Source organism: Shewanella sp. H8, assembly GCF_040285065.1.
Classification (GTDB): domain Bacteria; phylum Pseudomonadota; class Gammaproteobacteria; order Enterobacterales; family Shewanellaceae; genus Shewanella; species Shewanella polaris.
The window spans coordinates 3802318-3824457 of sequence record NZ_CP157213.1 but is presented as its reverse complement, the minus strand read 5'-3'; the positions used below and the strand labels follow the sequence as shown (position 1 = coordinate 3824457).

Annotated in this window: 23 protein-coding genes and 1 pseudogene; 8 read left to right on the top strand and 16 right to left on the bottom strand. The window is 40.2% G+C overall.

Features of this window, described 5'->3' with window-relative positions:
- Positions 1-71: 71 nt before the first annotated feature.
- The gene (locus tag ABIS04_RS16665; RefSeq protein WP_350431776.1) at positions 72-2537 is read left to right on the top strand and encodes an EAL domain-containing protein; all 2466 of its coding nucleotides are present in this window, start codon (positions 72-74) and stop codon (positions 2535-2537) included.
- Positions 2538-3447: 910 nt separating this feature from the next.
- Here the strand turns inward: ABIS04_RS16665 and ABIS04_RS16660 are convergent.
- From ABIS04_RS16660 to ABIS04_RS16595, 14 genes and pseudogenes are all read right to left on the bottom strand, one after another.
- On the bottom strand, positions 3448-3699 hold the full coding sequence (locus ABIS04_RS16660) for a transposase (RefSeq protein ID WP_137225234.1): 252 nt from the start codon (positions 3697-3699) through the stop codon (positions 3448-3450).
- A gap of 19 nt (positions 3700-3718) precedes the next feature.
- Positions 3719-3871 carry a hypothetical protein gene (locus ABIS04_RS16655; protein WP_167496051.1) on the bottom strand — a complete coding sequence of 51 codons (153 nt, stop codon included), beginning with the start codon at positions 3869-3871 and terminating at the stop codon, positions 3719-3721.
- Positions 3872-4804: 933 nt separating this feature from the next.
- On the bottom strand, positions 4805-6169 hold the full coding sequence (gene mgtE, locus ABIS04_RS16650; RefSeq protein ID WP_137225236.1) for a magnesium transporter: 1365 nt from the start codon (positions 6167-6169) through the stop codon (positions 4805-4807).
- Positions 6170-6667: 498 nt separating this feature from the next.
- Entirely contained in the window at positions 6668-6943 is a 276-nt protein-coding gene (locus tag ABIS04_RS16645) for an HPr family phosphocarrier protein (RefSeq protein ID WP_137225238.1), read from the bottom strand.
- Between the two features lie 20 nt (positions 6944-6963).
- Entirely contained in the window at positions 6964-7827 is an 864-nt protein-coding gene (rapZ, locus tag ABIS04_RS16640) for an RNase adapter RapZ (protein ID WP_137225241.1), read from the bottom strand.
- Positions 7824-8267: a PTS IIA-like nitrogen regulatory protein PtsN gene (gene ptsN, locus ABIS04_RS16635; protein WP_137225243.1), complete on the bottom strand. Its 444-nt coding sequence runs from the start codon at positions 8265-8267 to the stop codon at positions 7824-7826. Before ptsN ends, rapZ begins: the two co-directional genes overlap by 4 nt.
- A 2-nt stretch (positions 8268-8269) precedes the next feature.
- Positions 8270-8524: pseudogene (hpf, locus tag ABIS04_RS16630) on the bottom strand (ribosome hibernation-promoting factor, HPF/YfiA family).
- Entirely contained in the window at positions 8521-10005 is a 1485-nt protein-coding gene (locus ABIS04_RS16625; protein ID WP_137225245.1) for an RNA polymerase factor sigma-54, read from the bottom strand. The pseudogene hpf and the gene ABIS04_RS16625 overlap by 4 nt, the downstream one beginning before the upstream one ends.
- Positions 10006-10147: 142 nt before the next feature.
- Positions 10148-10879, bottom strand: a complete 732-nt coding sequence (lptB, locus tag ABIS04_RS16620; RefSeq protein WP_137225247.1) for an LPS export ABC transporter ATP-binding protein — start codon at positions 10877-10879, stop codon at positions 10148-10150.
- Positions 10876-11457 carry a lipopolysaccharide transport periplasmic protein LptA gene (gene lptA, locus ABIS04_RS16615; protein WP_137225249.1) on the bottom strand — a complete coding sequence of 194 codons (582 nt, stop codon included), beginning with the start codon at positions 11455-11457 and terminating at the stop codon, positions 10876-10878. Before lptA ends, lptB begins: the two co-directional genes overlap by 4 nt.
- Positions 11444-12004: an LPS export ABC transporter periplasmic protein LptC gene (gene lptC, locus ABIS04_RS16610; RefSeq protein WP_137225251.1), complete on the bottom strand. Its 561-nt coding sequence runs from the start codon at positions 12002-12004 to the stop codon at positions 11444-11446. The genes lptA and lptC overlap by 14 nt, the downstream gene beginning before the upstream one ends.
- Entirely contained in the window at positions 12001-12567 is a 567-nt protein-coding gene (kdsC, locus tag ABIS04_RS16605; RefSeq protein ID WP_137225253.1) for a 3-deoxy-manno-octulosonate-8-phosphatase KdsC, read from the bottom strand. The genes lptC and kdsC overlap by 4 nt, the downstream gene beginning before the upstream one ends.
- 2 nt (positions 12568-12569) lie before the next feature.
- Positions 12570-13547 (bottom strand): KpsF/GutQ family sugar-phosphate isomerase, encoded by a 978-nt coding sequence (locus ABIS04_RS16600; protein ID WP_140235153.1) that lies wholly within the window; start codon positions 13545-13547, stop codon positions 12570-12572.
- Positions 13548-13591: 44 nt separating this feature from the next.
- On the bottom strand, positions 13592-14554 hold the full coding sequence (locus tag ABIS04_RS16595; protein ID WP_137225257.1) for a calcium/sodium antiporter: 963 nt from the start codon (positions 14552-14554) through the stop codon (positions 13592-13594).
- Between the two features lie 188 nt (positions 14555-14742).
- Between ABIS04_RS16595 and ABIS04_RS16590 the strand changes: the two genes are divergently transcribed.
- Genes ABIS04_RS16590 through murA form a run of 7 tightly spaced genes read left to right on the top strand, consistent with a single transcriptional unit; the run spans position 14743 to position 19383 of the window.
- Positions 14743-15567, top strand: a complete 825-nt coding sequence (locus tag ABIS04_RS16590; RefSeq protein ID WP_137225259.1) for an ATP-binding cassette domain-containing protein — start codon at positions 14743-14745, stop codon at positions 15565-15567.
- Positions 15554-16339: a lipid asymmetry maintenance ABC transporter permease subunit MlaE gene (gene mlaE, locus ABIS04_RS16585; protein ID WP_137225261.1), complete on the top strand. Its 786-nt coding sequence runs from the start codon at positions 15554-15556 to the stop codon at positions 16337-16339. Before ABIS04_RS16590 ends, mlaE begins: the two co-directional genes overlap by 14 nt.
- A 41-nt stretch (positions 16340-16380) precedes the next feature.
- Entirely contained in the window at positions 16381-16854 is a 474-nt protein-coding gene (mlaD, locus tag ABIS04_RS16580) for an outer membrane lipid asymmetry maintenance protein MlaD (protein WP_137225263.1), read from the top strand.
- Between the two features lie 10 nt (positions 16855-16864).
- Entirely contained in the window at positions 16865-17533 is a 669-nt protein-coding gene (locus ABIS04_RS16575; RefSeq protein WP_137225265.1) for a phospholipid-binding protein MlaC, read from the top strand.
- Positions 17530-17823, top strand: coding sequence for a lipid asymmetry maintenance protein MlaB (locus ABIS04_RS16570; RefSeq protein ID WP_137225267.1), 294 nt, complete (start codon positions 17530-17532; stop codon positions 17821-17823). Before ABIS04_RS16575 ends, ABIS04_RS16570 begins: the two co-directional genes overlap by 4 nt.
- 33 nt (positions 17824-17856) lie before the next feature.
- A complete protein-coding gene (locus ABIS04_RS16565; protein ID WP_140235151.1) occupies positions 17857-18108 on the top strand; it encodes a BolA family protein in 252 nt (83 codons plus the stop codon).
- Between the two features lie 15 nt (positions 18109-18123).
- Entirely contained in the window at positions 18124-19383 is a 1260-nt protein-coding gene (gene murA / locus ABIS04_RS16560; RefSeq protein ID WP_350431774.1) for a UDP-N-acetylglucosamine 1-carboxyvinyltransferase, read from the top strand.
- Positions 19384-19490: 107 nt separating this feature from the next.
- On the opposite strand, the gene degS is transcribed toward murA, so the two are convergent.
- Together degS and degQ are read right to left on the bottom strand one after the other, a co-directional pair.
- Positions 19491-20570: an outer membrane-stress sensor serine endopeptidase DegS gene (gene degS / locus ABIS04_RS16555; RefSeq protein ID WP_350431773.1), complete on the bottom strand. Its 1080-nt coding sequence runs from the start codon at positions 20568-20570 to the stop codon at positions 19491-19493.
- Between the two features lie 155 nt (positions 20571-20725).
- Positions 20726-22075 carry a Do family serine endopeptidase DegQ gene (degQ, locus tag ABIS04_RS16550; RefSeq protein WP_140235150.1) on the bottom strand — a complete coding sequence of 450 codons (1350 nt, stop codon included), beginning with the start codon at positions 22073-22075 and terminating at the stop codon, positions 20726-20728.
- Between the last annotated feature and the right edge of the window lie 65 nt (positions 22076-22140).

Here is a 22140-nt window from a genome sequence, read left to right as displayed (position 1 = left end):
AACGGATATCAGTTACATAAGCTCAAATTAAATGGATGTTATGTATTTAAAAGTAAAGGAGTTATTTTGCTATGTTGTTATCAGGCTTAACCAATACCGTTTATAAAATCCTCATTATCGACGATAATATCCAAAATATCTTTGTGCTAGAAGATATTTTATCCCCTCTTGGCAATGTTTATTTTTCAGAGTCTGGAGCTAATGCATTAGCATTAATAGATAAAATTAAGCCGGACGTGATTTTACTCGACATTGAAATGCCTGATATGGATGGTTGGGAGGTGTGCCGTACACTTAAGGCCAATCCGCTATTTAGTGATATTCCTATTATTTTTATTACTGGTCACACCGACCCAGAATTTGAAAAACTTGCTCTAGAAAGTGGCGGGGTTGATTTTATCACCAAACCATTTAATGCCTCTATTTGCTGTTTACGAGTTCATACACAGCTCAAATTCAGACAGCAAAATCAATTGATTATTAAAGCTAAGGAAGAGCTACAACAATTAGTCAATCAAGTTCCTATGTTAGTGACTTATTGGGATGATCAAGGCCAAAACTTATTCAGTAACGATAACTCAGGCTTGTGGTTTGAGAGTTTACTCGGAGATGTTAAAGGTAAGCATATTTCGGCTATTTTCCCTGATGAACTCAGTAATGCCATTTTAAACCATCACCGTCATATTACCTCTGATGCATTAAAATATATTGTCACAGTACCTCATCGCATTGGTGCGAGTTTCTATGAAGTCTTTCAATCTAAAATGAAATCAAGTGCAGGAGTCGATGGTTACTTGGTTACTGTCGTTGACGTTTCTGAGGTCAAACATGCAAGGCAAGCGTTGTACTCCGAGAAAGAACGTTTAAGAGTGACACTTAATTCAATTGGTGATGCTGTTATTGCAACCGATACTAAAGGAATGATTACCTTTATGAATCCGATTGCAGAGCGTATGACTGGCTGGCGCTTGAAAGATGCATTACATCAGAAAATTGAGGATGTGATGTTTTTGACAGATTCAAATACTCAGCAGAAATTATTAAATCCGTTATATTTAGCATTACGAGAGCATCGAATAGTCGCGATGGCACTCAATAGTCAGTTAACATCACGTGGCGGGCATGTATTTTTTGTTGAAGATTCTGCAGCCCCGATCCGTAATGAAAACGGTGAAGTCATTGGTGCCATTATGGTGTTTCATGATGTGAGTGAAGCGATGGCAATGGCGATGAAAATGAGTCATTTAGCCAACCATGATCAGTTGACTGATTTGCCAAATCGAATTTTACTTCAAGATAGACTTTCCGTAGCGTGTTCGGCTGCCAAGTCCTATGGCACTAAAGCGGCGGCATTGTTGATTGATATTGACCACTTTAAATACCTTAATGATTCATTAGGCCATCAATATGGTGACGAACTGATTTGTTTGATGGCGAAACGAATACGTTCATTAATACCCACATCGTATACATTAGCTCGATTAGGCGGTGATGAATTTGTCATTTTAATGAGCGAGACTCGCTCTGTTGAAGCCTCGTCAAAATTAGCCTCTAAATTAGTTGATGCAATGCATGAACCATTTGCTCTTGATGGTCAAAAGTATAATGTATCCGTTAGCATTGGCATTAGTGTATTCCCCAATGATGCCGCAGATGCTGAAGAGTTAATGAGACATGCCGATGTTGCTATGTATCGCGCCAAGCAGGAAGGTCGTAATCGTTTTTGCTTTTTCTCGCATGATTTAGAGCATTCTATTATGGAGCGCCACCATTTAGAAACTCGCTTAAGAAAAGCATTAATCAATGATGAGCTCTTTGTCCATTACCAACCTAAATTTGATTTAAAAACTAATGAAATTGTTGGTGCTGAAGCACTTGTTAGACTGGTTAACGATGAGGGCAAGTTTATTTCTCCGGCAGAATTTATCCCATTAGCGGAAGAGTCTGGTTTGATTATTATGTTGGGTAAGCAAGTGCTAAACAAAGCCTGCGCAGAAGCTAAAAGTTGGCTGGAAAGGGGATATATTATTCCTGTTTCTGTTAATGTCGCCGCGGCACAGTTTGCCGACCCTGACTTAGCTAGTGTGATCAAAGAAGCGTTATTAAATAATGACTTTCCCGCTCATTTACTTGAACTAGAAATTACCGAAACAGCATTAATGCTTGATGCTGCTGACATGCAAAACAAATTGAGCGAATTAACCTCATTAGGCATTAAGATTGCGATTGATGATTTTGGTACCGGCTATTCTAGTTTGGCTTATTTAAAGAAGTTTAATGTTGATGTTATGAAGATTGATATGTCTTTTGTAAAAGATATGCTCAACAATAAACACGATTATGAAATCGTTAAGACTATCATTTCATTAGGTAAATCGATGGGGTTAGTGTTAATTGCTGAGGGTGTTGAAACGGAAGCACAACGCCACGCATTAATCGAACTGGAATGCTTTATGGGCCAAGGTTATTTGTTTAGTCGTCCTTTAAGTTCTTGTGATTTTGAAGAATTTATCATACAAAAAAAATTACATGGGTAAGTGTTGTCGAGCAACAATAGTTTATTGAGTTATACTTTTTACTAATTTATGTTCATAAAAAAGCCCCATTGCATCCTTTGCGTTGGGGCTTTTTGTTTGCATTGTTTGTTGTTATTTTGAGTATTTCAGCCAAAGGCTTTAATAAAAATGACGTTATTGGATGATAAAGTCTGGGGACCCTATAACGCCTTAACTGTTATGTTAGCTGCCTTCCTAACGGCTAACGATGGGACAATAAAGTGGCAAGGATGCAAGTTATGTTGCGCTTATTATTAGAATGTTTGTTGCTGTATATTATCAACTTGCTGGGGAACGAGTTGATAATAAAGTCAAACATCCTTGCCAAAACGGTTTTGATATTTAGCTCTGCTAAGGGCGACAATAGCGCCGTCATTGTGAAGCTAAAATACCTTAATAAAAATGATGGTATTGGATAATAGATCCTGGGGATCCAATAACGCCTTAACTGTAATGTTAGCTGTCTTCCTTACGGCTAACGGTGGAGCAATAAAATGGCAAGGATGAAGATATTTTGCGCTTATTATTAGTATGTTTTGTTGTTTGCTGGTGTTTATCTCATCACTGGGGAATGAATTAATAAAACGATCAAACATCCTTGCCAAAACGGTTTTGATATTTAGCTCTGTTAAGGACGACAATAGCGCCGTCATTGCGAAGTTAAAATACCTTAATAAAAATGACGGTATTGGATAATAGATCCTGGGGATCCAATAACGCCTTAACTTTAATGTTAGCGGTCTTCTTAACAGCTAACGGTGGAGCAATAAAGCGGCAAGGATGCAAGATATTTTGCGCTTATTATTAGAATGTTTGTTGCTGTGTATTATCAACTTGCTGGGGGACGAGTTGTTAACACGGTCAAACATCCTTGCCAAAACGGTTTGATTCCCTAACTTGCCATTGTGTGTAACTGTTGGCTGAGTTGGGTGATTTTTTGTTGTAAATGCTCTATTTCTGACACGATAGCGCTTTTACTTTCGGTTTTGTGAGCATCATTATGTCTTACCCATTTGTAAACGGTTTTAGCTGATACACCGTATTGCTTTGCTACGTCAGACAACAGTCTATTATGATTTTTGACTTCATTAATCACTTGTTTTTGTAAGTCTATTGGATACTGTTTCGCATTTGATATATTCATTAGAAACACTCCCTATTGGTTATTGATGCTTACCTGAACGAGTTTCTACTTCATCCCATTGACTACAACCAAGATGTGCTAAGAAAAAAATATTTTGACGACACTGTTTAATGACATTTTTCGCCATGAAATGTATCGACTTAATGTTACTATTTAAGTTTATCTTATTCATCGCCATCTCCTACAACTACTCTGATTGCTCAAAAATCAAACTACTACTTAGTGGGTATATATTCTTATATGGAAAGCTTGTGCCAACTTTATGAATTAATTTTACTTGTTGTTTATCAGTGCTTTATAAAACCCTATGAATTCATGATTTTATTTTGTTTATCTTGTTTGGTGCAATTGCACTAATTTGGTGAAAAATATTCTTTTAAGCATTACGATGTCAGCACAATTATTGGCTTGGAGTATGGATGATAAATATGGCAAAAATAGGTCATGTTAATGACAATATGGGGACAAGGGTTATTAGGTTAATAGGGGACCAATTATTAACGGTTCAAAAACAAGATTTACACTGGTTTATGCATGACATTAAGTGTTTAATCTCAACTCAGCCTAATAAAAATGAGTTCAATAGCTGTTTACTTTGCTAACTGTCTAGGGACTGTTGTTCTTTCAAGGTTGTTTTTACAGAGAATTGTTGGACCATGACTGAAACTGTGAATGACAAGGCAGAGGCTTTGTTGTGTGGTTATTCTACATAAAAAGTCGATAACGCTGTCGAAATAGTCAGAAAATACTGCCCGATAGGCTCGACTAAAAGCGTTTTACTCTTTGTTGAGCGAGTGGTGCTTAGATTACTAGGGTGCAATGCACTAGCCTCGACTAAAACACTTTTATCTCGAACAAAATATAACCTGCTAAGATCAACAGATCCTAGTATCGGCTGACAATAGTCTCGTTATTAATGCGGATTTTAATCGCTGAAGTAGCATTGTTAGCAAAATAAATGACAATCTTTACCCTGCTTACTTTCAAGGTTTTGTATTTATTTATCCTATCTCTTACCTCTAATTGAGCTTGATTCAGACTTCAATAGCAGCGATTGAAGTCTGAAATACCGCGACAGAGCATTTCATATATTGGACTATAAGCGCTAGTGTATTAAAAACAGTGTGGCTAGACCTAAAAATGCAAATAAGCCAACTACATCTGTCACCGTGGTGAGTACCATGCCACCCGCCAGTGCAGGATCGATGTTTAACTTTTTCAACATTATTGGGATCGTGGCACCAGCAAAGCCGGCTACCGTCATATTAATCAGCATTGCACTGCCGATTAACCCGCCTAACACTATGTCATCTTTCCACAACCATACCGCAATAAATACCAATATAGACCACATTAAGCCGTTTAATAATCCAATACTTAATTCTTTACCTATCAACCAACGGGAGTTACTTTGACCAATATGTCCCAGTGCAATACCACGGATCACCAGTGCTAAGGTTTGATTACCGGCAACCCCACCCATACTTGGTACTATGGTCATTAAAATCGCAATGGTGGCAAATTGCTCTAAGGTACCTTCAAACATGTTGCTAACTGATGAGGCAAGCAGTGCAGCGAATAAGTTAATCATTAACCATAGAGAGCGTCTCAGGGTACTTTTAAGCACTGGGCCAAAGGTATCTTCATCATCATCCATCCCCGCCATGCCCATCATTGAATGTTCGGCATCTTCACGGATTACATCAATAATGTCATCGATAGTGATCCGTCCAAGCAATTTTGCTTGTTTGTCGACCACAGGAGCAGATATCCAATCGAGTCGTTCAAATTTCTGCGCTACGTCTTTATCAGACATTTCAACGGGAATGCTTTCTAGTTCGGTGTCCATAATACTGCGGACAGTTACACTGGGGTTACATGTTAATAAATCGACCAACCTTACTCCGCCTAATACATGATCTTGGCGGTCGACCACATATAAAGTATCGGTAGAGTCGGGGAGATTTCCTCGTTGACGTAAATAGCGTAATACCACTTCGATATTGACATCTGGTCGTAACGTGACGGTATCGGTATTCATGATACTGCCAGCGGTATCTTCAGGGTAACGCAGTGCTTGTTCAACTCGATCTCGGTCTTGGCTTTTCATCGACTTGAGTACTTTTTTGTAAACTGTGTCAGGTAAGCTACGAAGAATATAGGCGAGATCGTCGGTGTCCATGCCGATTGTGGCTTGAGCAAGCTTTTCTGGAGTCATGTTGCTAATAAGTGAATCCTTTAGCTCTTCACCTAATTCGTCTAGAATTTCGCCTGTATGTTGCTGGTCAATTAATTGCCATAGCACTTGTCTATTTTTTGGCGGAGATGATTCAAGAATAAGGGCGACATCATTAGGCGACATGGTATGTAACATGTTGCGAGCGTGGACAAACATACCGCTGTCGAGTGCTTGGGCAAGTTGATTGAGGCGTTGTTCGGTAATTTCATTGTCTAGGTACTCTTTACCCATATATCTACTTCCTATTCATTACACCGCAATCATTTGCTTCTCAGATTTTTCTGGCTCAAGGTTATTAGTTACAAAGTTGAAACCTATGCAATTAAAAATGAAATATCTGAAGGTTTCTGTTGGGCGAGTTTCTATATCGCCGTATTATTTAATTAAACAATAGAGGTGTGCTTTCCGGATATCAAGCAACACCGGAGGTTACTATAACGGGTATATTTTCGTCATCTTAAGCGTTAAATATTCACAGAGTAAAACAATACTTAATGTGATGGTATTGACTACTTGAGGTAAACATAAAGGCTATTCTTGTGAGGTGAATATGTAAATAATATTGTTGTGGCTATTGCGTTAGTATGAGGCTGAGGAGTTCAAGGCGCAACATCTAATATAGGCATATGGTTTGTGAGCATTAGAGAATAGAAGCTAGTGTTACTGACATATTTAGCGCTAATCTTACATTTTGCGACTCTCTATTGCCGAGCTGCTAAGCGTACAAATTTAGCAACATTCATCAAATTTGGCATTAATGAGATCGCACACTGCGCTTAGGGCCGCTTCTGCATCTGGTCCTTCAGCTGTCACTGTGATCATTTTTCCAATTCCACTTTCGAGCATTAACAACCCTAGGACACTTGCTGCACTGGCACTTTTTTCATCTTGAATTAAGGTTATATTGGCATCAAAATCAGCGACTAGAATGGCTAACTTTGTCGCTGCGCGGGCGTGTAAACCTAATTTGTTTGAAATACTAACTTGGCGTTCAAGTTTGATCATTGATTCGATCCTATTTTCACTTAGCTGTTACTGCCATTTAAATCCAATTCTCTGTGGCGAACATTCACTGTATGTTTACTGCCTTGTCTAAATCGTTTTGCCAATTGATCGACAATATACACTGAGCGATGTTGACCACCAGTACAGCCAATGGCGATAGTAAGGTAGCTGCGATTGTTACGTTCTAGGTGAGGCATCCAAGTTTCGAATAGGTTTTCAATTTGCCAGATAAACTTATTAACTAATGGCTGGCGCCCTAAAAACTCTTGTACAGGTTCGTCTAAACCAGTAAATGGACGCAGCTCTATTTCCCAGTGTGGGTTGGGCAAAAAGCGTACATCAAACATAAAGTCCGCTTCTGTCGGCATTCCGTGTTTAAAGCCAAAAGATTCAAAGTTAATCACTAACTCTTTATCAACACTGCCTAATAATATTTGCCTAACCTGGTCACTTAATTCGTAAATATTCAGTGCTGATGTATCAATATAATGGTCAACAATTTTTGCGATTGGTTCAAGTAAGCGTCCTTCTAGTTTGATCGCTTCTTGCAGTGAAATATGATTTTTAGATAGCGGATGTAATCGACGAGTTTCACTATAACGTTTGAGTAGAACTTTATCATTGGAGTTTAAAAAGAAGCTGATAATTTCAGTGTCGTGCTCAAGCAGGGCTAATTGATTTTGAAGCACTTTACTTTGCTCATCAATGTTGCGTACATCAACACTGATTGCCACTAAATCATTACTACCTTTGAGCTGTGCTAATAATGTGCCAATAAGAGCTAAAGGCAAATTATCAACACAATAATATCCTAGGTCTTCCAATACTCTTAAGGCTACTGATTTTCCTGAGCCTGAACGTCCTGATACTATGACAAGTTTCATGCAGTGATAACCTGATAAAGTTCTGTTGAGTCGTGAGTTTTACGAAGCTGTTTCAATATTTGCTTGTCACTTAGTTTTTGGGCCATGTTCGATAACGTGCTTAAGTGTTCTTGGCACTGATCTGCCGGCACTAATAAAGCAAATAACAGATCAACTGGTTGGTTATCGATTGCATCAAAGGCAATGGGTTCTTCACACTTAATAAATATGGCAATGGGCTGATCGATAGACGTCAATCGACCATGAGGTATCGCGATGCCATTTCCTATACCTGTGCTACCCACTTTCTCTCTCGCTAAAAGGCTTTCAAAAACCTCTTGCGAAGATAGGGGTGGGTACTGGGCAGCGACTAAGTTGCTGATGAGTTCCAGTACTTTTTTCTTACTGCCCGGGGTGGCACAGGTAGTGCACTCCGGTCGCAGAATGGTACAAAGTTCCATCGTTAGTGTTGTGTATACTTCTGTTGGTGTTTAATTACCTGACGGTTGAGCTTATCGATCAGGGCGTCTATTGCAGTATACATATCAGTACATTCTGACATGGCAAACATCACTATGCCATCTGTGATTTTACTGGCTTTTGATCTTTGTTGTAACTTTTATACATTGAGCGCAACGTTTGCATTATGGCTCTGATCGGAGTGTCGTTCAAGCTTTGAAAATTTATCATGAATATATTCCGTTGCCTTGTAGGTTATAAACTCTTACGTTGGTTAGACGGTGGAATCATCATTGCTTCACGATATTTTGCAATGGTACGACGAGCAACGTTTATGCCCTGTTCAGCCAGAAGTTGGGCCATTTTACTGTCACTCAGCGGTTTTTGCTGGTTTTCTGCAGCAACTAATTTTTTGATAAAAGCACGAATTGCAGTAGATGAACATTCACCGCCATCGTCAGTGCTGACATGGCTAGAGAAGAAGTATTTTAGTTCAAACAGTCCTCGTGGGGTGTGCATGTATTTTTGGGTAGTCACCCGTGAAATGGTTGATTCATGCATTTCTACAGCTTCAGCGATATCATTTAATACCATTGGTTTCATGGCTTCTTCGCCATATTCAAAGAAACCTTGTTGAAATTGTACAATGCAATTGGCCACTTTGAGTAATGTGTCGTTACGGCTTTCAATACTTTTAATAAACCATTTAGCTTCTTGCAAGTGGCCTCGAATAAATTGACTATCCGACGGATTTTTACTGCTTCGCGCCATGGCGGCGTATTGTTGATTAACGCCAATTTTTGGCATGTTGTCAGGATTTAACTCTACAACCCATCGGCCATTTTTCTTTAGTACCGTAACATCGGGTATGACGTATTCGTCATCTACGGCAGTAATTAATAAACCTGGACGAGGATTAAGTGACTGGATTAGGGTGATAGCGTCACGCAACTCGTTTTCTTTTAGCTTTGTTTTACGCATTAACAATCTAAAATCACGCCCGGCAATTAAATCTAAATAGTCTTTAATCAGCAGACGAGCATTATCAATATGGGGGGTTGTGTTGGCATATTGCGCTAATTGGATGAATAAGCACTCGCTTAAATCTCTAGCCGCTACACCAACAGGATCAAAGTGTTGAATGCGCTTTAATACGGCTTCAACTTCATCTAGTTCAACGGTTTCATCGCCCATTGCTTCGAGAATATCTTCGGTACTTTGGGTTAAATAACCTTGTTCATCAACAGCATCAATGATAGCGGTGGCAATTGCTAAATCGGTCTCAGAAAAGGGAGTAAGATTTTTTTGCCATTCTAAATGCTCATACAGACCTTCGGTGGTTTCACCTTGGAATGGCATGTCATCGTCGCGCATGCTCGCACTGCCTGAACCTGACATTGGGGAGGCGGTATACACTTCGTCCCATGTCGTATCCATGGCTAGATCATCCATGGTTTCTTTGGTTATAGACTCTGCAGTGTCAACTGTAGAGGTGTCTTTTTCTTTATTAACGCTGCTGTTGTCACTAAAGTCGGTATCAGCTTGGTCTCGATTTTCTTTTGCGGAGTTTTTTGCTTCTGAAAACTCATCTTCTATTTCAAGCAATGGGTTTGAATCCAATGCTTGTTGGATTTCTTGCTGTAGCTCCAATGACGATAATTGCAGTAAGCGAATAGCCTGCTGCAATTGTGGGGTCATGGTTAAGTGTTGACCCATTTTTAGTTGGAGTGACGCTTTCATTTACCGCTTATCCCTAGATGATTTCCATAAAAATGACAATCTAAAATACTGTATTGATTGTTACATACATCAATGACATTTAACGTTATTTAGTTAACGTTCAACAAAACGAGTTAGATAGTTTAAAAGACCCGTAACTTAACTATAGCTTGAATTGTTCACCTAAGTACACAGCTCGAACTTGTTGATTGCTCAATACTTCATCAGGTGTACCTTCAGCAATTAAATTACCTTGGCTAACAATATAGGCCCGCTCGCAAACATCTAACGTTTCACGAACATTATGGTCGGTAATTAATACCCCTAAACCGCGACTTTTCAGTTGTTGGATAATTTTTTTAATATCAATAACTGAAATAGGATCAACACCAGCAAAGGGTTCATCGAGTAAAATAAATTTTGGATTAGCAGCTAATGCGCGTGCAATCTCAACGCGACGACGTTCTCCACCCGACAACGACATGCCTTGATTATCGCGAATGTGGGTAATGTGGAATTCTTCTAGCAAATGCTCAAGTTGTTCAATTCGTTGGTCGTTGTTGAGCTCTTTGCGAGTTTGCAACACGGCCATAATATTGTCGTGTACAGTGAGCTTACGAAAAATGCTGGCTTCTTGCGGTAAATAACCAATACCTTTACGGGCTCGAAGATGCATTGGATCGGCGGTGAGATCGTCATTATCAATTAAGATCCGACCTTTATCGCTTTTTACTAAGCCGACAACCATATAAAATGTGGTTGTTTTACCCGCCCCATTAGGGCCTAAAAGACCCACTATCTGGCCAGTTTTAACCGTTAAACTAACATCTTTAACAACTTGACGAGCTTTATAGCTTTTAGCTAAATTTTCAGCGGTTAAGGTTATTTGGGTCATTGTTTGTTCTGCTTGTTAACAGGGATTTCAGGGAGTTTTTGCTTCGGCGCGGTTTCATCTTGGAAGTTTTCAGGTTGAATAATCGTGATGACCCGATCTTGTCCCTTACCTGTACTTTCAGCTATCAACTCTTGTGCATTGATATTGTACTTAATTTTGTTACCAGTAACTTGGCTTCCTGATTGCTCAAGCTTGGCATTGCCTATTAATGTGAGCGTGGTGCTGGCAAGATCATAAGTAATTTCGTCGGCACTGGCGGTACCTATTTGGCCGTCATCTAATTCTTGTGAAAACGTTGCCGGCGAACCAGTGGCGATAAGTCTTTTACTGGTGCTGTTTTCGGGGGTAAATGCCCGCAGCTGATCAGCATTGATATTAATCGAGCCTTGAACAATGGTAACCGGGCCATTAAAGACAATTTGATTGTTTTTAATGTCGGCAGACTGGCTTACTGCGGCAATTTTTAACTCCTGCATAAGATCACCTTGTTTAGCCATGGCAGGCAAACTCAGTAGGCAAAGTATGCTACTTAATAACATAACATTGGCGCGAGTGTGGAGACGATTAATGTGGCTCATATTTCCCTTCTACCTGGCTGAGTAGCGATAATTTTTGCGAATTCAAGTCTGCATGTAGGCCTAAGCCTTGAATAATAAACCCTTTTCCTTTGATATACACCATCTCCTGCGAGGTACCTATCATAGTGGTTAAATCCACAGTAATGGCTTGGGTGCTCAGTGATTGTAGGGGTTCTTCTATATCAATAGCATCAATAATAACATTATTTTCTAATATTACTTTGCTGGTATTTTTATTTAATCGTCCTCGGTCTGCACTTAATTGCCACTGTGCTTTACCATTTTCAGGATAAATGAGGTAGATAGGTTTGGTAAAGTGAGTGACGTCAGTAGAAGCATAATGTTCCATGTGCTCGGCACTGACTCGACTTTCTACAAAACCGAGTTGATTAAATTCAGTGGTTTGAAGGTTATTTGCAATAAAATCTGGACGCTCAATTCCGCGAACTTTCACGGCCTCCATTTCACTGCGCTTTATTTGTGCTTGCCAGTATAGTATTAAAGCAAGGCCAAAAAAAACTACAATACCTAGCGTGACTCTATTCATATACTCATACCATGAGCAGTGGCAAATTTATCTTGGCTTAATAGTAATAAGTCGGTCAGTTCACGTAGTGCACCGTGTCCGCCATTTAGGGTCGTTGTCATATGGCATTGTTGTTTTACAAACGGATGGCCATCACCGACACATACTGCTAGTCCTACGGCTTTCATCACGGGAAGATCAACCATGTCATCACCAATGTAAGCGACTTCGTCGGCGCTCACATTATACAAAGACATAAGTTGCTCAAAAGGTTCGGATTTATTGTCAATCCCCTGGTAAATATGCGTAATACCTAATGCCGTCATGCGGTTTTCTACTATTTTGGATTTACGCCCAGTGATCACAGCTACATGAAATCCACTTGTGATGATAGAACGCACTCCGTAGCCATCGCGAGTATGAAAGGCTTTCAGTTCTTCGCCAGCATTACTGAGGTAAATACGGCCATCGGAAAATACACCGTCGACGTCACAGATTAATAGTTTAATTTTTTGAGCGCGTAACCACACATCATTACTGATGGGACCGTATAATCCTTGGCGAAACGAGGTTGATTCTGACATGATTAAATGACTCCAGCTTTAACCATATCGAGCATATTTAATGCCCCGATCGGTTGGTGTTTTTCATTGACGACAATCAATCCGTTGATGCTTTTTTCATCCATAATTTGCAGTGCTTGTGCAGCTAAAATACCAGCAGGACTGGTCACACAGTTTTTGGTCATTACGTGTGCTATCGGAGTGGTTCTCAGGTTCACTTCTGCATCGATGACACGACGTAAATCTCCATCGGTAAATATACCCACTAGCTTATTATCATTATCGACGACTGCGGTCATGCCAAGACCTTTTTTGGATATTTCGTAAAGTGCTTCAGTAATACAAATATCATTATGGACTATGGGTAAATCATCACCTTTATGCATGACATCATCTACTTTCAACAATAATTTTCTTCCCAAAGAACCGCCTGGATGTGACAAGGCAAAATCATCACGAGTAAATCCTTTTGCTTGCAATAATGCAATGGCTAATGCATCACCCATTGCTAACGTTGCAGTGGTACTTGAGGTTGGTGCTAATCCAAGTGGACAAGCTTCTTCTTGAACCTGAATACATAAATGGATTTTGGATAAACGCGCCATGTTGGAGTCTGGCTTGCCCGTTACCGCAATAACCGGAACCCCCATGCGCTGTATCACAGGCATCAAGGTGAGTATTTCACTTGATTCACCAGAATTGGAAATGGCGAGCACAATGTCATTTTTTGCTAATGCGCCCAAATCACCATGACTGGCTTCTCCTGGGTGTACAAAAAATGCCGGTGTACCAGTACTGGCAAAAGTTGCTGATATTTTATTACCGATATGACCCGATTTCCCCATCCCCATAACAATGACTTTGCCATTGCACTGTAGGATGAGTTCACACGCTTGGCCAAACTCAACTGAGTCCACGTATTGATATAAATTATCTAAAGCAGCTTTTTCAATATCAATGACTTTACGGCCCCATTGACGAAATTGAGTTTGATTTACCATGTGAATCTCTCTTTTAACTTAATACTTTACCTTAATGCTCCAATCTAATGAGATTGAAATACAACAATTTGGTACGCAATAAAGGTGATTAATAATAGTGCACCATGCCAACGGGTTAGTTGTTGTTTGGCACCACTAGATAATACTAAAACGGCTAATGCAGTACTGGTACCTAAGACCATATAGAAGTCTCTTCCACTGGCTGAGGCATCTATTTCACCAGGGGAAATTAACCCTGGCAGTGCCAACACTGCAAGAATATTAAATAAGTTGGATCCAACAATATTACCAATGACGAGGTCGTCTTCTTTTTTTAGCACCCCAGCAATACAGGCTGCTAATTCTGGAAGGCTTGTTCCCACTGCAATAATGGTTAGGCCGATGACCAGATCAGATAACCCATAAAACGTTGCAATACCCACAGCGCCATCTACCATCCAACTGGCTGAAACCGGGAGTAATATAATACCGACAGTTAGCCAAATGATAGCATGAAAGGTTGGAACATTTTTAGGGATCTCAGATTCAAGTTCTGTATCTAAGTTATCGGGTGTTTTATCTTTAATCGCTTGCCATATGAAATATCCCATTAGCAGAAAAAGTAACACGATGAGCATGCTACCTTCTGTACGCGTGAGCACGCCATCATGTAAGGTGTAACCAGCGAAAACTGTGGCCGCTAGCATAAGTGGTATTTCACGTTTTAAGGTTTTTGATCCTACGCCAATAGCCCCAAATAAGGCCGTTAATCCTAGAATTAAAGTAATGTTTGCAATGTTGGAGCCCAACACGTTACCAATAGCGGTATCACGCATGCCATCCATTGATGCGGTTGCGGCGACAAACATTTCGGGGGCAGAGCTGCCCATTGCAACAATAGTCAGTCCAATTAACATAGGCGGCAAGCCTAAATTGCGTGCAAAAGCGGCTGCGCCGTAAACAAATCTATCTGCACTCCAAACTAAAATAGCAAGGCCAACAATTAACATTAGGATATTAACTAGCATGTGATTCCGATTGTGGTCATTAATTGCTGAGTATTTTCGCTGGATTTTTATCAAATTGAAAGCATTGAGCAGTAATTGTTCTTGTAATGATATGTCGTTACATGGATATAGTTGTCGCTTAATCGACAATTACAGTACAATTTGCGCTTCAACTTAATTCAAGGAAGGCTGTTATCTCCTCAACGCCAATGTCTGATATGAGTAAATCAAATGAAAAACCTTTGGTAGAGGTTAACCATATGGCCTTTAGCCATGGTTCCCGTGTGATATTTAAAGATATTTCTTTATCGATCCCTAAAGGCAAAGTAACAGCAATCATGGGGCCAAGCGGTATAGGCAAAACTACGCTATTAAAATTGATTGGCGGACAGTTAACGCCTAGCAGTGGACAAGTATTGTTTGATGGTCATGATGTGCATAAGCTTAAGCGCAAAGACCTTTTTCAATTGCGTAAACGTATGAGTATGTTATTTCAAAGTGGTGCAATGTTTACCGACCTTAATGTATTCGACAATGTCGCATTTGCGTTGAGAGAACATTCTGGATTACCAGAAGAGATAATCCGCACCATTGTATTGATGAAGTTACAAGCCGTAGGACTTCGAGGTGCGGCGTATATGATGCCGAGTGAGTTATCTGGTGGAATGCAGCGCAGAGCTGCATTGGCAAGAGCCATTGCGTTAGAGCCTGAAATGGTGATGTATGATGAGCCATTTGCGGGACAAGATCCTATTTCTATGGGAATGTTGGTAAAACTCATTCGTAAATTGTCCGATTCGCTAAAGCTCACTTCTGTAGTGGTTTCTCACGATGTAGATGAAGTATTGGGTATTGCAGATTATGTTTATGTGATAGCAGATAAACAGGTCATTGCGCATGGAACACCAGATCAATTACGCCAGTCTGACAATCCACAACTGATCCAGTTTATTCAAGGCGCACCAGATGGCCCTGTGCCATTTCATTATCCTGCTGAGGATTATCAAGAGGAGCTACTTCGTGGGTGTAATTGATTATGTTGCCGATATTGGGAGTTATGTGCTGAAATTAGTGTCGGGTTATGGTCGAGCTGGCATTATGTTATGGCGTGCAATTGTTCGTGTTCCAAACATCAAAAAAGGTACACCATTAATTATTAAGCAGGTTTATGTGCTTGGTGTGCGTTCTATGGTTATCATTTTAGTATCGGGTTTGTTTATTGGCATGGTATTAGCCCTACAGGGATATAATATTTTAGTCGATTTTGGTACTGAAGAAAGTTTAGGCCCAATGGTGGCCTTAAGTTTATTACGTGAACTTGGTCCTGTTGTTGCTGCATTATTATTTGCTGGTCGAGCGGGCTCTGCATTAACGGCCGAAATTGGTTTAATGAAATCAACAGAGCAATTGTCGAGTCTAGAAATGATGGCGATAGATCCGTTAAGACAAATTATTGCACCGCGTTTTTGGGCTGGTGTTATCAGCATGCCATTACTGGCGATAATGTTTAGTTTAGTGGGTATTTGGGGCGGCTACTTAGTGGGTGTTGAATGGAAAGGTATTGATAGTGGTGCGTTTTGGTCTATTCTGGAAGCATCTGTTGAGTGGCGAAAAGATATTGTTAACAGTTTGATAAAAAGTGTTGTTTTTGGTGTGGTGGTGACATGGATAGCCTTGTATAGAGGTTATGAAGTTCAACCAAACCCAGAAGGCATTAGTCGTGCGACAACCTCAACGGTTGTGCAGGCAAGCTTAGCTGTTTTAGCGTTGGACTTTTTGCTTACGGCAATCATGTTCGGAAATTAAGATTTTTTCATTGTTTAGATTAACTAAAGTGGTTTAAGAGTATGTTGACACGGAAAGTAGAATTATTGGTGGGCGTGTTTTTATTGTCAGGTTTATTGGCATTTTGCGTATTAGTATTCAACGTAGCTAATATTGAAGTGAAATCTAATGACCAGACTTATGCATTAGTGGCTGAGTTTAATAATATTGGCGGCTTAAAAGTACGTTCACCCGTCAAAGTCGGTGGTGTAGTGATTGGTCGTGTGACTGATATTACCCTTGATAGTAAGAAACTAGAGCCGATTGTAACCTTAACAATAGACAAACGTTACAATCAATTCCCCGAAACAAGCAGTTTAGCTATTTTGACTTCTGGGTTGCTTGGGGAACAATTTATTGGCTTAACACCTGGGTTTATGGACGATGACATTTCGATGCTTGCCGATGGGGATAAAGTAGAAGACACACACGGAGCATTGGTTTTAGAAGATTTAATTGGTCAGCTTTTATTTAGTATGTCGTCTAAAGGTAAATAGGAACGCTATTATGAAAACGTTTTTTTGTCGTGTTATTGCTTTAGGTCTATTTGGCAGTGCTGTTATCAGTCAAGCTGCGGTAGCGGCTAATGATGAGGTGAACACTCATGATCCTTATGTCATGATCCAGCAAGTCGCGAATATGACTTTTGATCGATTTAAAACAGATAAAGAATTAATCAATAATGATTTAGGTTACCTAAAAGTCATTGTTCGTGAAGAGCTTATGCCTTACGTTGATTATAAATATGCCGCTTATAAAGTGATGGGGCAGTATTTAAAAGATACTACTGTTGATCAGCGTAATCGTTTTGTTGATGCATTTGAAGGATATTTAGTAGCAACCTATGCGCAGGCATTAACAGAATACACAAATCAAACTGTCGCCTTTGATCCGTCAAGTGACTTTAGTAATGAAAAAATTGTGGAGGTTAACGTTCAGGTTATTGAGCAAGGGCGTCCACCGATTAAAATTCAATTTAAAACGCGTCGTTTGAAAGACGATTCTTGGAAAGCATTTGATTTAATCGCAGAAGGTGTGAGCTTATTAGCCACTAAACAATCTGAGATATCTAATTTAATTCGCCAACAAGGTATTGAAGCTGTGATTACCATGCTGAATGATAAAACCCAGCAGAAAATTGATCGCGAACCAAAAAAAGAAGCTGTGGCGGCGTGATTACCTTTAATCAACAAGAGCAACGTTGCATCGTCAGCGGCCGTTTAACGCAAGATGAGGTGAAACAATTGTGGCCTAAACGTCATGAATTGTTTACTGCATCAACTCAAGTGATAGACTTATCATCCTTAGAATATGCTGACAGTGCAGGTGTTGCATTGTTAGTCGCGTTTATCACACTACATGTTTCAGATGGTCATGAAACAAGTGTGTTACGTCAATTGGTAAACCCAAGTGATCAGCTCAAAAAAATAATTGAGCTTTATGATTTAAGCGCTTTTTTTAACTAAATTTTGTATCGAATAGTAAAGGTAATTGATTTCATGGAATGTAACGTTATTGAACAAATTTTAACAGAAGCATTATCGCTTACTGAAGCGCATGTGACCACTGATGGCAGCCATTATAAAGTGGTTGCCGTTGGCGAATGTTTTGACGGCATGAGCCGCGTAAAGCAGCAACAGGCGATTTATGCCCCTTTAGCTGAACAAATTGCCAACGGCGAATTGCACGCATTAACGATTAAAACTTTTACGCCGACTCAGTGGAAGCGTGAAAAACTTTTCAATATGTAACAACAGAGACTCACTGTGGATAAATTAACTATAAAAGCCAGTAAGCCTTTAACTGGTGAAGTCGTGATCTCTGGTGCAAAAAACGCAGCATTGCCTATTTTAATGGCTGGCGTACTCGCGGAAACAGATTTTATTGTATCAAATGTACCTAACCTTCGTGACGTGATCACCAGTTGCGAATTACTACGTTGTTTAGGTGCTGAGGTTGAAGATTTAGGTGGGAGCCGTATTCGCATTTCAACCACTAATTTAAATGAATACTGTGCACCTTATGATTTAGTTAAAACAATGCGTGCTTCTATTCTTATTTTAGGGCCTTTGCTTGCTCGTTATGGCACGGCAGATGTTTCATTACCTGGCGGTTGTGCTATTGGTGCACGTCCCGTTAATCTACATTTGCACGGTTTAGAGTTAATGGGCGCTAAGATTGAAGTCAAAGAAGGCTACATTAAAGCCCGTGTTGATGGCCGCCTAAAAGGCGCACATATCTTTATGGATATGGTTAGCGTAGGTGCCACTGAAAACTTGCTTATGGCAGCAGCATTAGCAGACGGCACTACGGTTATTGAAAATGCTGCTCGCGAGCCAGAAGTCACAGATTTAGTCCACTGCCTAATTTCTATGGGGGCAAAAATCACTGGTGTAGGTACAGCAACATTAAAGATTGAAGGTGTAGAGCGTTTAACGGGGTGTGAATATCGTGTGATGCCTGATCGCATCGAAACGGGTTCATTTCTTGTTGCTGCTGCAGTCACTCGTGGCAAAATTCGCTGTGTATCTGCAGATCCAAGTGCATTAGAAGCGGTTTTATCTAAGCTTGAAGATGCCGGCGCGGAGATAACAACGGGTGACGATTGGATTGAACTTGATATGAAAGGTCAACGTCCAAAATCCGTTAACATTAAAACTGCCCCTTACCCAGCATTTCCGACAGATATGCAAGCGCAATTTTGTGTGTTAAATGCACTTGCTGAAGGTACGGGTCGTGTTACTGAAACGATTTTTGAGAATCGTTTTATGCATGTACCTGAGTTAAGCCGTATGGGAGCTAACATAGAACTGGAAGGGAATACTTGCATTATTCATGGGATTGAACGCTTAAATGGCGCACAAGTGATGGCGACAGATTTACGTGCTTCTGCCAGCTTAGTTATTGCTGGCTTAGTAGCGGATGGTATTACAACTGTTGATCGTATTTATCATCTTGATCGTGGTTACGAGCATATAGAAGCTAAGTTCCAAGGCTTGGGTGCTGAAGTCGTTCGAGTCAAATAGTTGTATTAAATTGTTCGAGTGAAATAATCATCACTATTGATTATGACTAAAAAAAGCCATTCAAATGAATGGCTTTTTTGCTTTTTTTGCTATTTTTGAGGAGGCATCTACTCTGGCGTAGTGACTTTTTCAGTAATAATCACTGGCAGTGTTTGTTGTTTACCTTCACGTATAATGGTCATATTCACCTTGGTGCCAGGTGTTGTTTCTGCAATTCTGTCCATTAACATTTCAACACCAGGAACATCTTCATCATTATATTGAGTTATAACATCTCTAGGCATCAAACGTGCGCGAGCAGCCGGTCCGTCAGGATCAATACCTGTTACTAATACCCCTTTCAAATCCGGAAGGTTGAGTATCTGCGCCATTACAGGATTTAATGGCTCGCCTGAAATACCTAACGCACCACGGATAACCCGGCCATGCTTAATCAATTTATCCATAATACTGTGGGCTAGCTTTATTGGGATCGCAAAGCTAATTCCATTACCGCCGTTATCTCCACCTACCTGAAATGCCGCAGTGTTGATACCAATTAATTCACCACCGGTATCGATTAATGCACCACCTGAATTGCCTGCATTAATGGCAGCATCTGTCTGTAAGAAGTCTAAATAGCCTGAACTTAAGCCGCTACGTCCTGTTGCACTGATAATTCCTTGGGTAATAGTTTGGCCAATATTATACGGATTACCAATTGCTAATACGACATCACCTACTTGAGCTGGTTTATCTAGGTTAACGGGTACGATAGGTAAATTGTCACCTTCAATTTTTAATACGGCTAAATCAGTTTCAGGATCGGAACCAACGACTTCAGCAGTAAATTTACGTCCATCTTGCAGCGCAATAACAATTTCATCGGCTTTTTTGATCACATGGTAATTCGTCAGCACATAGCCTTCTTTACTCATAAGTACTCCAGAGCCTAGACCTTGGAGTGAACTGGTATTAAGTGGGTTACGCTGATCAATACTAAGGCTATAAATGTTTGCTACAGCTGGGGCTGCGCGGCGAACCGCCTTTGCAAAAGATAATTCTGAGCCACTATTGCCCACATTTGCTAGGTTATGATTGAACGACGAGTTTTGTGTCAGAGTGGTGATGACGAGAAAAACAGCAGCCATGATGAGACCAAATACCACAGCTTTAATTATATAGATGGACGTGTCTTTTAGGTTCATGGCTTGAATAATTGTTAAAAAAAATGGATGCTATATTAACATAGCTCAAATAAATAAGCACCGACCAAAGGTTGATCGATGCTTGATTCTATAACTGATATCACATTCAATAATATGATGATTATCGTAATGCATACCCTAGTAGATTGACAATATTAGCGTAAAACAAGGTAGAGCAAATTGTTGTCACGCAATATCTTAAGTGCTACTGAGTTTTTATTTTCTTTCAGTAATTCTTTTAATGCTTTAAGGCTCGAGACCTTGGTACGGTTTAGTCCCACAATTAAATCACCTTTTTCTAAGCCGCTCATTGCAGCTGGTGAACCTTGAGCAATTTCAGTAATCTCAATCCCTTTTTTGCTGTCTTCTAATGTGGCACCTTGTAACATAGGATGCACGCTACCCGCTTCAGCTTCGACTTTATCAGCTTCCCCTAAGGTCGCTTTAATGGTCTTTTTATCACCGTCACGAATAATACCAAACTCCACTTCTGCTCCAGCACCCATAGTGGCAACTTTGGCACGTAATTCTTGGAAGGTTTTAATATTACGGCCGTTAAGACTGACAATAATATCACCTGCTTTGAGTCCAGCTTTGTCGGCTGCACTTTTCGGCATAACTTCATTTACAAAGCCACCATGTTGAGTATCTAAACCAAAGGCTTTGGCTAGTTCATTATCAAGATCGCGTCCAGATACTCCTAGTACTCCTCGTCTCACTTCACCATGTTCAATAATTTGCTCAACAAGGTTATGCACCATATTGGCTGGGATAGCGAAACCAATACCAACGTTACCACCATTAGGGGCGACAATTGCGGTGTTTATTCCGATTAGCTCACCTTTTAAATTGACTAATGCACCACCTGAGTTGCCGCTATTTATAGCAGCATCTGTTTGGATAAAGTTTTCCAGCATTTCAATGCCTAAGCCGCTGCGGCCTAATGCACTAACAATCCCCGAGGTCACTGTTTGACCAAGTCCAAATGGGTTACCAATGGCTACTGCAAAATCACCAACACGTATTTCATCTGAATCGGTTTGTTTAATAGCGACTAAATTTTTGGCTTCTATTTGCAGTAATGCGATATCAGATTCTTTATCCGTCCCAATCAGCTTAGCTTTTACTTCGCGGCCGTCATGTAAACCAATTTGAATATCGTCGGCACCATTAATGACATGGTTATTCGTAATGATGTAGCCTTTATCTGCATCAATAATAACGCCTGAGCCTAAACCTCTAAAAGGGCGTTCTTGAACTTGTTCTTGCGGTGCATTGGGGCCAAAGAAATAACGAAATACATCAGGTACTCGTTGCTTTGATACTTGAGTGCCTGATACTGCTACAGACACTACCGCTGGTGTTGTCTGTTCTAACATGGGGGCTAAACTCGGAATTGCTTGACCGTCAACTGCTTGAGGGATTGCCGCCAGCGAGATGGTGGGGGTCATGACTAATGATGCCGTTAATAGTGCAGCAGAAAGTAAGCTTAATTTGGTTTTCATCTATGGATAGCTCCTGTATACATTCAAGCGAGTTAACATAAAATATGTGGCTTGATGGCATGATT